At 37.2% G+C, this 13,679-nt stretch carries 13 protein-coding genes and 1 pseudogene; 7 read left to right on the top strand and 7 right to left on the bottom strand.

Annotated features, from left to right (window positions below; all coding sequences use genetic code 11):
* Window positions 1-111: 111 nt before the first annotated feature.
* The gene (locus tag B3C94_RS22555; protein ID WP_293908028.1) at window positions 112-1,206 is read right to left on the bottom strand and encodes a PAS domain-containing sensor histidine kinase; all 1,095 of its coding nucleotides are present in this window, start codon (window positions 1,204-1,206) and stop codon (window positions 112-114) included.
* Between the two features lie 137 nt (window positions 1,207-1,343).
* Between B3C94_RS22555 and B3C94_RS22550 the strand changes: the two genes are divergently transcribed.
* Together B3C94_RS22550 and B3C94_RS22545 are read left to right on the top strand one after the other, a co-directional pair.
* A complete protein-coding gene (locus B3C94_RS22550; RefSeq protein ID WP_293908027.1) occupies window positions 1,344-1,604 on the top strand; it encodes a hypothetical protein in 261 nt (86 codons plus the stop codon).
* A gap of 28 nt (window positions 1,605-1,632) precedes the next feature.
* Complete coding sequence (locus B3C94_RS22545) at window positions 1,633-2,088, top strand: GNAT family N-acetyltransferase (protein ID WP_293908026.1); 456 nt, start codon at window positions 1,633-1,635, stop codon at window positions 2,086-2,088.
* Between the two features lie 53 nt (window positions 2,089-2,141).
* Here B3C94_RS22545 and B3C94_RS22540 read toward each other — a convergent pair whose 3' ends face one another.
* From B3C94_RS22540 to B3C94_RS22530, 3 genes are all read right to left on the bottom strand, one after another.
* Window positions 2,142-2,399 carry a DinB family protein gene (locus B3C94_RS22540; RefSeq protein WP_293908025.1) on the bottom strand — a complete coding sequence of 86 codons (258 nt, stop codon included), beginning with the start codon at window positions 2,397-2,399 and terminating at the stop codon, window positions 2,142-2,144.
* On the bottom strand, window positions 2,371-2,631 hold the full coding sequence (locus B3C94_RS22535; protein WP_293908024.1) for a hypothetical protein: 261 nt from the start codon (window positions 2,629-2,631) through the stop codon (window positions 2,371-2,373). Before B3C94_RS22535 ends, B3C94_RS22540 begins: the two co-directional genes overlap by 29 nt.
* A gap of 214 nt (window positions 2,632-2,845) precedes the next feature.
* Entirely contained in the window at window positions 2,846-4,426 is a 1,581-nt protein-coding gene (locus B3C94_RS22530) for a discoidin domain-containing protein (RefSeq protein ID WP_293908023.1), read from the bottom strand.
* A 251-nt stretch (window positions 4,427-4,677) separates the two neighbouring features.
* Here B3C94_RS22530 and B3C94_RS22525 point away from each other — a divergent pair, with 251 nt between their 5' ends.
* Window positions 4,678-5,169, top strand: coding sequence for a YdcF family protein (locus B3C94_RS22525; protein ID WP_293908022.1), 492 nt, complete (start codon window positions 4,678-4,680; stop codon window positions 5,167-5,169).
* 18 nt (window positions 5,170-5,187) lie between these two features.
* Here the strand turns inward: B3C94_RS22525 and B3C94_RS22520 are convergent, their stop codons facing one another.
* A complete protein-coding gene (locus B3C94_RS22520) occupies window positions 5,188-6,300 on the bottom strand; it encodes an acyltransferase family protein (protein WP_293908021.1) in 1,113 nt (370 codons plus the stop codon).
* A gap of 332 nt (window positions 6,301-6,632) precedes the next feature.
* Complete coding sequence (locus B3C94_RS22515; protein ID WP_293908020.1) at window positions 6,633-6,932, bottom strand: hypothetical protein; 300 nt, start codon at window positions 6,930-6,932, stop codon at window positions 6,633-6,635.
* Between the two features lie 527 nt (window positions 6,933-7,459).
* Between B3C94_RS22515 and B3C94_RS22510 the strand changes: the two genes are divergently transcribed.
* From B3C94_RS22510 to B3C94_RS22500, 3 genes are all read left to right on the top strand, one after another.
* The gene (locus tag B3C94_RS22510) at window positions 7,460-9,670 is read left to right on the top strand and encodes a hypothetical protein (RefSeq protein ID WP_293908019.1); all 2,211 of its coding nucleotides are present in this window, start codon (window positions 7,460-7,462) and stop codon (window positions 9,668-9,670) included.
* 60 nt (window positions 9,671-9,730) lie between these two features.
* Entirely contained in the window at window positions 9,731-10,474 is a 744-nt protein-coding gene (locus B3C94_RS22505) for a hypothetical protein (RefSeq protein WP_293908018.1), read from the top strand.
* A gap of 96 nt (window positions 10,475-10,570) precedes the next feature.
* The gene (locus B3C94_RS22500; RefSeq protein ID WP_293908017.1) at window positions 10,571-11,740 is read left to right on the top strand and encodes a hypothetical protein; all 1,170 of its coding nucleotides are present in this window, start codon (window positions 10,571-10,573) and stop codon (window positions 11,738-11,740) included.
* A gap of 429 nt (window positions 11,741-12,169) precedes the next feature.
* Here the strand turns inward: B3C94_RS22500 and B3C94_RS23595 are convergent.
* Window positions 12,170-12,439, bottom strand: a pseudogene (locus tag B3C94_RS23595) (ISAon1 family transposase N-terminal region protein); the annotation flags it as partial.
* Window positions 12,440-12,964: 525 nt separating this feature from the next.
* Between B3C94_RS23595 and B3C94_RS22495 the strand changes: the two are divergent.
* Window positions 12,965-13,651: a cysteine peptidase family C39 domain-containing protein gene (locus tag B3C94_RS22495; protein ID WP_293908016.1), complete on the top strand. Its 687-nt coding sequence runs from the start codon at window positions 12,965-12,967 to the stop codon at window positions 13,649-13,651.
* Window positions 13,652-13,679 lie beyond the last annotated feature (28 nt).

Below are 13,679 nucleotides of genomic sequence, written 5' to 3'. Positions count from 1 at the left end.
TAGTCAAAATTAGCCATAAATCAGGAGTCCAACAACGATTTTTCTCGAATAGAATATATCGTAGACAGCGTCGGTAATTAAAGCGAGATCAATTGAATTGGGGATGCACACTTAATTCGGGAAAAACAAGCGTATTTCGGTCCCCCGATTTTCCTGGCTAAAGATTGCCATCTGCGCTTTCAGTCTTTCCAGAAGTTCCTGGACGATAAACAGTCCAATGCCTTTTCCCTGAAAGTCCTTAGAGTTGGAACCGCGAAGTCTTTCCATACGGATATCTTCGAGTTCGTGTTGCGGGATGCCAATGCCATTATCTCTGATGATATATAACACGCCATTGGTTACTTTCTCACTGTAAATGTGTACCTGCGCATTTTTATTGGCCGAAGAGTATTTAATAGCATTATTAATCAGATTGGTAAAGATCTGGTAAATCCCATTCTGATCACTGTTTACTGAAAAAAGATCACCGAAGATCAGTTCCGTATGGGGACTATGATATAATAATTTAGCCTCTCGACACCAATTGGGAAGTGTGAGATCTAAACGGATGTTTTGTTTTTTTAAACTATTAACCGGAGCAAGACTCAGTTCCACCGTTTTATCAATAATATCTGCAACGTTTTCAAGCGACTGGTCGATCACATCGTACAGTTCTATCCGTCGATTGGATTGCATGTCTAAATGTTCTTTCAGCACACCGATACCTAATTTAGCGAGAGCTAATGGATTCTTGACATCGTGAGAAAGAGTATAAGAAATCATCCGCAGGTTTGTTGCGGGATTAATCGTGGTATTTTCTTGATCCTTTGGTTTTTCTGCGTGTATTTTGTGGGTAACATCTGTAGCTGTATGCAGGATAGAATATGTCCGGCCACGCTTATCAAACAGTGGTTTATATTCAAAATCAAAATATCGTTTAATTTTAAACTCACGGTCGGTGATTGTCGCTGGCGTATCAAAGGCCTTATAGGCAACACCGCTCTCCCAAACATTACGCAGTATATCTGTAAATCCTTCTTGCGTAAATATGGGAAATACCTCCGCGAAAGAGTGCCCGAAGATCTCATTTTCAGTACGCCACATGCTTAACATCCGCGAATTGGCAAATGCGATGTTGAGGTTTGAATTATCATAAATGGCCGTTGCAATCGGCATCTGATTTAATGCTTCAAAAAAAATCGGAACATCCTTTTGTGGTTTTTGCATATTGGATATCTAATGATGACCTGCTTACTGCAGTGCTGCGCTAAAATTACTCAAAAATCAAGCCAATAGCCAATGATTTTTTGTGCTTTTTAGTTTCATTCCAAATTATCTTTTAGCTAAATTTAAGGGACATAGATATGGAAGATACAATTGGTTTTAAGATTTATGATCCTTTCAAAGGACAGACTTTTCGCATTACCTATAAAGGGCAGGATTATCAAGTCAGGTTACTAAAAAGAGATGTGACGAAAGAACAGGAGGAAGTAGAAATACTGTTGGATGGTGTCATTCAGAACATTGTCAAGAAAAATGGCAAATGGTCCTTTGATCGTATTGATGAAGACCAAGATTTTGCAAATGATATATGGCGGGCCATTTCATTGCGTTATAGACTTTAATTTAATTAAATTTGTAACCGTATTACTTATGGATAAGTATTTGGAAATTAGAGAATATGATGTTCAGGATAGAAATAAGCTGATTGATATTCTCCGCATGAATGTACCGAAGTACTTTGCGCCGAATGAGGTCGCAGACTTTCAGGAATATCTTGATCAGGAGGTAGAAAGATATTTTGTAGCACTTGTTAATGGACAAATTATCGGTGGTGGCGGGATAGGTTTTTCGGATGATGAACGTACAGGATTTCTGAGTTGGAGTTTTCTGAATCCAAAATATCACGGATTTGGTTTTGGCAAAGCCTTATTGCATTACCGGATTGATTTTCTCTACAGTCATAGCAGCGTCGAAACGATAGAAGTTGGAACCTCCCAATTTACATTTGGATTCTACAAGAAAAACGGATTTATATTGAGGGAAATTCACAAAGATTACTGGGCTGAAGGATTTGATTTATACGATATGGTTCATACAAGACAATAGACTATACTTGATTAAGCTTATTTCGACCCGTAGATTACAGGTAAAAGATAATATCATTTATTTAGTACCATTAGATTCTCTTTGATCTGATTAAGGTGATGTATTGGATGGTAGCTCATCAGATAAAATAGCTCGCGTATGCTGAGCTTTCCCAGTAGAGGATGGGGTAGAGCCAGACGATCAAGTTCCTCTTCCTTATATAAGGCAATAAGCTGACTAATTGTTTCTAAAGTTTCTTCTATTCGCGCTATCAGGAGCTCTTTTTGTTCGGTTGCAATCTCTTCAGGCAGAAATTGTTTTGGCGCCTGCATCGTAATCCCAGGGCGCGCGCTCCATCGTGCCGAATTTTTGGGCTATGAAATCTTTTGATTGCAGGACCTTTGGAAAGGGTAAAAGCGTTAAGAGAATATGTTTTAGCTGCTGACCAGCAGTCCATTTTTCCTTGTAGCTAAAGGAAAAATGTGATTCAGGTAATGACCGGATATAAGAAATAGCAGTACAATGATTGTCAGCAAAGGTTTTGATCAGCTCTTGTTTAGTCATAAAATTGTTATCTGTGATTGGTGTTTTTGCTTTGCTTAACGGGAGATCCCCAACAGATGCAAGTACATATCATCAATTAAAAATAACAAATTATTTGTGAATGTCTATCAGTACGCCGTGATCAAAGCTAAAAACGGCCGGTATTTCACTATACCGACCGCATATTTAATTATTCGAGGACTATTTTCTTTTTTGAAAGAGGCCTATCTAGCTTTTAATAAGCCCCAAAATCAGCAAGATGAGAATAAAAGAAATCGCCCCAGGAACTAGTAGATTCTATTTTAAGATACTGCGTATTAATTGATGTGTTAAGATCAACATTGATCCAGGATCCAGAAACTTTACTCAATTGAGCTGTTTTAATCAACGTCCAAATTATGCCATTAGTACTTGAATAAATATTGATATCCTTCATTGCTCCATTTAAATTGTCGCGGTTACGGAAAGCAACTCCTTTCACTGTACGTATTGCTCCCATATTGACGGAGAAGAAATGTGGCTGTGGGGTTTGGGTAGAAGACCAAGGTGTATGCCAAACCGTACTTCTGTTCATATCCAGGACATTGCTTGCCGGTGAACCGGGTTCGTTACTATCACTGGCGATAATTGACCAGCCTGTGGTCGATAATAATTTATAAGTAACAACTTTGGATAGATCGGGTATATTGTTAACAAAATTATAGGCGTAGCCTAAAGTTGTGCGGCTCCCGTTGACATGCAGAAACCCGATCCGCATTTCGTAATTGCCCGTAAGATCATAGAAATCTGCTAATGGACATTCAAATCGAAAACTATCCTGACCGATTATTTTTGTAGCCCACTGTACCGCATCATAATCGTTATTTACACCGAAAGGTTCTCTATCGTGCCAAACAACAATGTCATTCACTGGTTTTGTTGTAGTAAACTTTCCAGAAACAATTATCTTGTTATTTACAAAGCTCGAGGACAATGAAGTGATTTCTGCAGATGCAGATGCATACCAGTCACTTCTTGCCACAGGGCTGAATACCTGGCTATTGTTGAATGTTGCTGCAGTGGTACTTGTTAATGAGGTGGTGGAGATTCCGTAAGTTGAGTTTCCTGAACCCATTAATGCAGTGCCTAAGGTAGGAGCTAATGTTTTGTTCATTCTATTATGACTTGCATTTAAGCCATGGCCCAGTTCATGAATCATTCCGCCGATCCATACGGTCGCCTTCCAGCCAATATCACCGCCTATTCCAAGGTTCTTAGCGTCCAGATTTACATAATCCAAGGCGTAACAACTCGTACCTGTACCATAGAATGGAGGTCCTCCCGGATTTGCTGGATCGGTATTATAAGTTGGAATAATGATTAGATTATGCTCACTTTTTTTCGCGGAAGGATTTTGACCAAAATAGCTGTCTACTTCAGTTTTTACAGCTCCGCTACCTCCTGAATAGGGGTAAGTAGCTTTGCCATATTTTCCAGCGATGTAATGGATGTTAATTAGGCTGTCGTTGAGGAGATCCAGTCCAAAAGATCTTCGCCCAAAGCCTTCACGATCCATATTGTTGGCAAACATATTTTGTGCATCCAGCAGGATCTTGCTAAGCCGTTTTCTGAAATTGGGAATAGAGTCTACATCATTTGGAACGAAATAGATGACGTTCAGTTTATAAGGGTTACTGTTCCATTCGTTCGTTACCGTGCCAGTAGATGCTTTCGCTTTGAGATTTCCGGCAAATTCTTCGGTGTCTACCACTGTCTTGCTACAGGAGGCTGCTCCAATGGCGAGGGCCATAAGCATTAAATTTAAAAGTTTTCTCATAATGGTTTATATTGTGTGGCAATAAATATAAATCATACGCCTTTTATAGGTGTGTAAGAAAATAAACTTTTATCAGAATTAGTTTAGTCAATCGATTGATTAATCAACTCTGAAAAATGTTTTGTAACATTTTGTTTTTTTAGTATCAATCCACTTCATTATGAATCAATAAATAGCTTGATAAAAATTAAGTTCGTTGCTGGTTTTCCTAGCGGTCTTATTACATTTGAGTGTTTGAAGCATTAAATCGGATGGAAAAAATTAAAAACCTGATATTACTACTGGGTGCACCCAATGATGAGCAAGGGAATCTTAGCGTTATGGCATTAAATCGAAATGATTGTGCCTATAATTTCTATTGCCACAATGAAGGCACTGCAATTTTATGTACGGGGGGCATAGGTGAACATTTCAATCGGACAGAAAAACCACATGGAGCTTATGCCAAAGCCTATTTGATGGAAAGAGGTGTCGCTGAGAAAGATTTACTTCCGTGTGTACTATCCACAAATACATATGAAGATTTCATGCTATCAAAGGAGATCATCAAACAGATTTCTCCCGATCTTTTCATTGTGATTACATCTGATTTTCATATGAAGAGAGCGAGATTATTACACGAAAAACTGATTGGCTATCCCAATGTCATATTTCTAGCAGCAAAGTCGACTGTTAGTTCTGAAGAATTTGATGTACTGTTATTACATGAACAAAAGGCTATTCAATGGATCCTGGAAAGTTAAAGGGTTTGATAAGCTTTCTTAACCCATTTTTTTTCTGAGCCATTTGCGGACAGGTTCATCATACCATTTCAAGCTGACATAGGCAAGTGCAATACTTGTTACCAGAATCAGTATGGCGTAAGGTAAGGCCTGTACAATCGTCACATCCTTATTGTTGCTAATCCAGGCAACATAAAAATAGACAAAAGGGTAGTGTACGAGGTACAACGGGTAGGAGATGTCACCCAGAAATTTGCAGAGCTTATTCTCCATTTTGCTGGTTGATATGTTGCCTGTCCCCAGGTAAACAATCAGGGGGAATACAATGATAATGCATACCGACTCATATATTCCATTCATCCAGAGTTTTTCTGCCCCACCTATACGAGGCATATATAACACAATAGCGATTAAAATACTACAGTACAAAAATGCATGCCGGATACGGCTTGGACTTGTTATTCTCGACAGGAGGAGCCCTGCAAAGAAAGGATACATCGTACGGGTGATTCCTATCCGCACTTGCTCAGTATTTAATGTCCAGCCTCCGCTAACATCTCCATTGGGACTTGTGATTGCCAAATGGGCGAGCGCCACAGCCGCTATAAAGACCAAAATGCTTAATGCTGTTTTGGATAGTTTTCGAATACCAATGGCATAGAGAATATTAGCAAGGTATTCAAAAAATAAAGACCAGCCGACACTATTGAGTGGGTGCATTTCCTGCCAGCCACGAATATCCAATGAAAGGGGAACGGGGAGAATCGTATAACCGATGAGCATGACCAGAAGCATTTTCCAGAGCGGAACGGTGTGAATAAGTGGCCAGATTGTGGAATCGGTAAAGTAAAAGCCAATTGCGCCAAGCGTCATGCCCAGTATAACCATAGGCTGAAGTCTTTCAATACGGCGCTTAAAGAAGGTGCCGATCGTCATTTTAGGCCAGCGATCATCATAGGCATAACCGATTACAAATCCAGATAAAAGAAAGAAAAAATCAACTGCCAAATAGCCATGGTTGACCAAGATATCGAGATGCCCTGTCCCCAATGGCTCCGTGAGATGAAAGGTGACAACGATAATTGCTGCGACTCCTCTTAGTCCGTCTAAAATGGGATAATGTGGCTTTGTCGAAAGGTTTTTATTGTTCATGGATTCTGATCGTAATTCGAAGATGTCTATGGACTTGCTAATGGTTTATAAATGTTATAATGAATGGGTGAAATTAATGAAATAACAGGTTTGTATTTGATCAAATCGTATCAAAATCCCGATGGTTAGTCTCATTTTTTCGTATTGCAGCGAAGAGTTTATACGGATTGGCTATTCTTGTTGCAGGTATATGCAAACTATCCAGCTTTCTTTTATTTCAGGAGCAAAGGGATAAAAACTGCCCTTGAACCTAAAATTGAGTTTATAAACTTTATAGGAAGCTTAGGGGATCAGTTTTAGCGAAACCCAGTCTGCTTCCTAAAAAGACATATTTAATCACTATATGCAATTAAACCACTTCGGTTGGTATTTGCAATGTCAAGAATTTGGGTTAAGCTTTTTACGTCAGTATCCATGTGCAGTCCCTTGCTCAATATAATTTGCTGCATTTGTTTAATCAGAGCAGTATCCAGCCTGAAATCTGTATAATAGTCAAATTCTTTGGCGATTATTCCTTTTTGCTGAAGGCTAAAGAAAGTTTTTTCATCAAGTTGTCCAGCGAAATTCAGCCCTGCCTTTTCGGGGAAGTCTGGTTTTGGTTGATTATCATCGATGGTAAAAAAGTCTAACATGTTAAGATTTAAGTTTAGCAAGTACCTGGTTACATCGACTCGATAGTGTACCATGTACTTCAACGACATGTATGCCGAGATCGTCAATCCAAACCTCGGTCTCACATATTACTCAGAATGATAGCTACATAATTGTTGGAGAATATTTCGTCAAGTCGAACTTAATAAAAAATAGCGTACATCATACGATGTAAATGAAATTTTTTAGGTGTAGAACTTAGGCTGCAAAGGATCATCATTTCTAGGGGTGACGAACTGTCTTATGCAAAAAATATTTTCGTCTCGAAAAGGTTTTCGTAGAAAGAACAAACGTTTGTTTGTGAAAAAGAAGTAAAAGTAAAAGAAACTTTTATTTACATTCGATAGACATTCCTAAATAGAGGAAAATAAAAGAACCAATATAAATTATGATAAGTATTCCGTTTTTTTTTGAAGAATAGATTGTCTAATGGTCTCCTTGAAAGTTGTTCTGAATTATTAAATCACTATAATATAAAATATACGCGGAACAAATTGGGTAAATTTTTTTGGAATCTCATGTGGAATATCCCTCACTTCTTGCCATTGAAGGATACCCTAAATTAATTGATGAAAGTTCTTATTATTTTACGGTTTTGAAGCTTAATAAATTTTTTCGTTATATCTATAATATACTTATTATTATTATTATTATTATTCTTTTGATCGGGGGGGCTGTCAGCCGGACTTTTGGCCAACAATCTGTTTCACAAATCTACCTACATACAGACCGAGCAGCGTATTTCCCCGGTGATACAGTCTGGTTTAAAGGGTATATAATGAGGGGTGGAAAGTTAGATAGCTCGATTCGTAATCTCTATATCGATTGGGGAGATCAAACAAAAAATATAATTCAACATGATGTGTACTTAGCTGGAGATGGGTTTTCCGTAGGACAATTCAAAATCCCGGACAACTACAATCAGGAGGAACTTCAATTAAATGCAATCTCTTCTAAAATGGAAGAAAATAGGACCGAAGGATATTATAAATCTATTGGAATCATATCTCCGGAAGGCAGACAGGAGGTTGCCAAATCAGAAGAAGATCTGGTAGAAACAACCTTGCCAATTTATTCGCCGAGCACGCAAGGAGGACGAGAAAGAAATAGTTCTATGTTTACGATTAAAACCGTTGCTGACACAACAGTTATACAGATAAATCCTGTGACAATAAAAAATAGATCCGTTTACCTGATTGGTATATTTCACCATAAAGAAGTTTTGAATCGAGAGATAGCCCTCCGAAAAGATAATATGGTGAAGCCTATTGAGGTAATGACAAAAGGATGGGGATATGGACTTTTGAAGTTACAGATAAAAGATCATACAGGATCAATATTAGATTTTCAGAATATCCCAATTGGAATAGACAACGTCGTTAAACCACAACTGGCCACTAGCGGTGATTCCCTTTTAGTCAAGCTACCCGATGGAATATTTGGTAATATATCGCTATCCGTTACCCATAAGATAGCCCCAATTGATAGTGTACATCATATAGTCGCTGATTTATTGTTGGGTAACAATTGGAATGCTCCATTCCCTACGATAGATATCTTAAAAGCTTCTTCTAAAAGTCTAATCGGAATGTTACAAGAAAAAAGTCCTTCATATAACGATTACCTGGCGTTTACGCCAGATAACGACAAACTTTTATATCTCAGGGGCAAACTGCTTTTCAGCAACAAGCAACTTGCTCGTTTTCAGGAAGAATACCATAAGCTAAAAGTAAAAAATAAAAATGTAAGAGGGATTTCTTTTGGATATAAAGAATCAAAGGACATACAGTTTCGTTATGAAACACTTTCTCTGGATACAGCTTTTCAATTTGAAGTCCCTCAATTGACTTTTTTCGATTCTCTTAAGGTTCGGATTACACAGATTGAGCCAACATTGAGATCAATTCCATTTCAGGTGACTTATACTTTTAATCCCATGAAACTTAACGCACAACTATATACTCCATCATGGAAAAAGTGGAAAACGGAAAAGTTTTTTAAAAATGAGGAGTGGGTACAATGGTACGGAACCTATTTGAAAAACACGAAAGAAATTCGGTTAGAGGAAGTACAAATAAAGCGGCAAATTAGAGATCAACGTATAACGAAATTGGAAAAAGAACATGCTATTAGCGGTATTTTTTCGGGAATTAATGCCATGAGCATAGCTGTCGAAGATGATCCCCGTGCAGAATCTGAAATAAATATTTTTACTTATCTCCAAAACCAACTTCCATCATTAAGGATCAATACTACCGATCCACTGAGGCCACAGGTTAAAAATAATCGCGGAGGAGGAATATCTTTTTTTCTCAATGGAAGTCCATGTACCAATTTGATGGATTTGGCATTGATTCCGACATCAGATATTTCATATGTTAAATATTTTTATCCTCCTTTTGTAGGAGATCCAAAGGGAGGAGCTGCCATTGCCGTGTATAGCAAGAAAGGAAATCCAAGAACTCGTACCCCCGATGGTGAGATTTCAGAAACATATGTGAAAGGTTATGTTAATCCGCTACCTTTTTATAAAAATAATAATTTATTGACTCCAACGCTTCTCTGGATGCCATTGCTCTTCTTATCGGCGAAAAACGACACGATTCGAATTGGACTCGACAAATTGGATATTCAAGATGGATGGATTACTATACAAGGCGTTACAACTACAGGGAAACTTATTTTTATGCAGGAAAAGTTAAATATTTCGAATCGTTAAAAAAGAGACAGTACGTTTTTATTTATAAAATCATATTCTAAAGGAGATAAAAATTAATTGATGAAAGTTTTCATTATCTATTTGGCTATTTTATTTTTATGTGGACCTACTTTTGGACAAGGTATCAATGGAATTTATGTCCATACAGACCGAACAGCCTATTCGCCGGGTGATACCGTTTGGTTTAAGGGATATGTATTGAAGGATGGCCATTTAGACAGATCAGCAGTCAATCTATTTGTGGATTGGGCAGATCGTGACACTATTATTCGGAATGATGTTTTTTTGGTTGGTGGGGGTGTTACCCCAGGACAGTTTGTAATTCCAATAAATTACAGATATCCGATGTTGGAACTTAATGCTTTTACCCGAAATATGGTAAGCCATAGGCACTTTGGATATTACAAGAGTCTTGTTGTGTTTCAGGACAGTCTAGAGACAGAAAATTTTCCACAGGATAAAGTTTTTAAAAATTCGCTAACACCCAGTTCGGCAGATACAAGTCATGTGGAAATGAATGTTAATTTTCAAACGGATACGATTAAAATCTCGCTGAGATCACTGGTTTCATATGACATACAGAATTTAATGCTGGAATGTATTTTTCAGCATGTAGAGGTTTTTTCAAATCAAATAGATCTTAAAAGTAGGGCAGAGATGACTTTTAAGCTTCCGAGTTACGGGATTGACAGTGGCGTTTTGCAATTTCGTCTAATCAATGAAAAGAATAGGATATTATGCCATTACGCCAAGCTCCTAATTGATAGTTCACAAATGATTACGCCGAAGATAGGGTTCAACTGAACTGGAGAACCTACTGTCAGCCTACCGAATGGCGAGCTGGCGAACCTATCCATCGCAATTACCAAGAAGAATACTATAATTGGAAATTCAAAAAGCATGTATGGAGAACTGTTGTTGAATAATACGGCAGACAAAAGCTATCCCGACCTATACCATGTCAATAACAAACAGGTATGGCAATGGAATAACCAGACTGAGATTCCTCAATTACGGGACAGTGTTCTTTATCTGAAAGGGAAACTAAACTTTTCAGAGAAAGTAAGCAGGCAATACGAGAAAGCACTTGCTAACCTTATCACCAAAAAGAAACGTGGCTTGAGGGGACTCTCTGTGGGATTTCGTCCGCTAGCAGATACTTTGATGCAATTTTCGGAATATACGCTAAACGCAGCCAATACCTTCGAGATACCAAATTTAACTTTTTTTGACAGTATCGAAGTGCGAATCAAACAGATAGAGCCTTCTTTACAGTACTATCCGTTTGATGCTATTTGTAGTTTTTATCCTATTGAAAGACATAAAACAATATACCGTCCGTCTTGGGCAACTTTCGAAAATCAAGAAAGCAGATTATTATCAATCGTAAATGGTAATGAGAGATCAGTAATAGAACGACGTTCTTATCAAAAGATGAGAAGGTTTCAAACTGTAGTTGTCAAACGAGATGTAAACACCCAACGAATTGCTTTGTTAGAAAAGGAACATGGTATTTCTGGCCCGTTCAAATCAGTCAATGCTTATGCTTTTGATGCTGCCAATGATCCGCTCATTTCCGTGTCTTCAGATGCGAGGTCTTATCTTTCCTCGAAGCTGCCCCATGTTAATATCGGTTCGGGAAGAATGAACCGTGGAGGCAATATTCGCCTTTTTATTAACGAAACACCAAGTAAATTTTCTGAATTAGAATATCTATTTGCCGATGATCTTTCTTATATAAAATTTTTTCAGCCCCCTTCAATATTAAATCCTTCCGGCGGCGCAGCCTTAGCGGTATACACGAAAAAAGGAAATCAGTATAAGCGTAGCTCTTTGGCTAAAATCTTCACGACGAAGGTGATGGGCTATACCGAACCATTGGCAAAAAGTATCAGTCTCAAAGAGGAGACAATCTATTGGCACCCTTTGGCTCTGTTGTCAGTTTTAAATCCTCATTTCACGATTCCCTTAAATAAGAGCGAGCTTAAAAATACAACTCTTACAATAGAAGGGGTAACGGAATCGGGGAAAATAGTGTATTTACAAACAGAAATGGATAGGTTAAAATAAAATTTGTGTGTAATTCTATTATTAAAAACTCATTATAAAACAATAACAATTATTGCTGCCGCTTTTACAACCGGAGTTAGGATTGATCTCATCTGTGGGACAATTATTATTTATAAAGTTTTTAAAATGATCAAAGCAGGCAAAACTTATGACTGCTTTGAATTTGGCCTTTTCGGTATCCTAAAATACAGTATAAGTATTAATCCAACTATGTTTCTATCGTCGAGAATAAAAGGTGCTGTATTGAGGGAGGGTTACCGATTTAAGTTTTCTCTTGTCGATATAGGGTTGCTGTCGCTTGCTCTAGTGATCGTCCTGTTATGGGTTTAAATAAATGAGAAGCCTTCTCATAGGTTCCTGTATTTATCCTGCAGTTGCTTGCCGTCCATCTGGAAGAATAATCCTACCAATTGGGCACTTACAGGATAGTTATCCAAATATCTTCTTTAAAAAAAGCCCGAATTCAGTAGTCATTCGAGTACCCTCACGTACCAGGTTCCAATCTCTTGTGATAATCTGTCCCGTATCTAATAGTGTCCAGCGACGGCGGCGGATGTGTAGCGTAACTTTCTGACCTCTAATAGGAAAATCGGAAATCTCGGTGGAAGGCATAAAGCCCTTGGACTCTAACTTGCTATTCTCATAGCCCGCTGGAGAAATATTAAGCTCATCTAAATAAATGTGCACCTGATTGTCAACCTGATCGACTTCTAAACTATATGATTCATTCTGTTAAAATGTTATGATCTTTGTCAATCCAGAGGATTAGAAATTATTAGTTTTTCTTTTGGTGAAAAATGAAGTGATCGGATTTGTGATATCAACGAAGATAAATTACTTTGGCAATATTTATTTATCTGATTTACCTCGTTTTGGAAATGAGAGGAGCAACCTAATTGGCTATTAAAACTATTTTGATAATTTTCTGATAGATATTGAATGAAAAATCATTTCCAAGGGGAGATAGGGTAAATGATTTTTAGAAAAAAAATACCAAAATATTTTAAAAAATCCATCGATGGTTAATTTTATTTTTAATTGAGCATATCGTTCTCGAGATAAATTTCTGTAGCGAAAAGGTTTTCGTAGAAAGAACAAACGTTTGTTTTTGAAAAAAAAGTAAAAGTAAAAGAAATTTTTATCTACATTGGATAGACATTCCTAAATAAGGGAAAATAAAAGAACCAATGTAAATTATGTTAAACAACCAATTTCTCATATATTATGAATCTATTCAAATCTATACATCCTTCTTATGAGGGAAATATTTTAAAAGTTTGCAGATCTGTACTGGATATTTTTGACGTAAGGTTTACCAAAACATTTATAAAAAAAATAATTGATAATCATTTAGATCCGGGTTCACTTTTGGCTGTAACAGACATATTGAGCGAATATGGCGTGGAAACAGTAGCCGTAAAAAAAGGAGATTATCAGTATTCTGATTTTGAATTGCCTTTTATTTGTTGTATTCAGGAAGAAGGTTGGAGTCAAGCAGGTTTTGTTTTAGTCAAAGATGTAAATGGTGATAATATAAAATATCTTGATCCCAGTGATAATCATTTTAAATATCTCTCTTCGACGGGCTTTGAGAATATCGACAAAGGTATTATTTTACTGTTGGATGAATCTAATAAAAGAGACGAAATTGATTATAGAAAACACTTAGAAAATGAGAGAACTTCTTATTGGATTTCAAAATTGCCTCTTTTATTAGTTTCTATGACTGTAATGTTTCCAATATGCTCAAAAATATTTTTGAGTGAGAATATTCCTTGGGAAAGTCTGATATTTTTGGCAACTTCTTTGGTAGGGGCTTTTGTTTCCATATTGCTGTTATGGCATGAAGTCGATGCATTTAATCCTTTTATTAGAGAAGTATGGGGACTGTCCCAGCAAGTGTGTAAATAAAAAATATGGAGTTCAGTTATGTTCCTTA

The organism is Sphingobacterium sp. UBA5670, assembly GCF_002420705.1.
GTDB lineage: Bacteria > Bacteroidota > Bacteroidia > Sphingobacteriales > Sphingobacteriaceae > Sphingobacterium.
The sequence above is the reverse complement of the archived record's forward strand: the minus strand, read 5'-3'. Positions and strand labels throughout refer to the sequence as shown.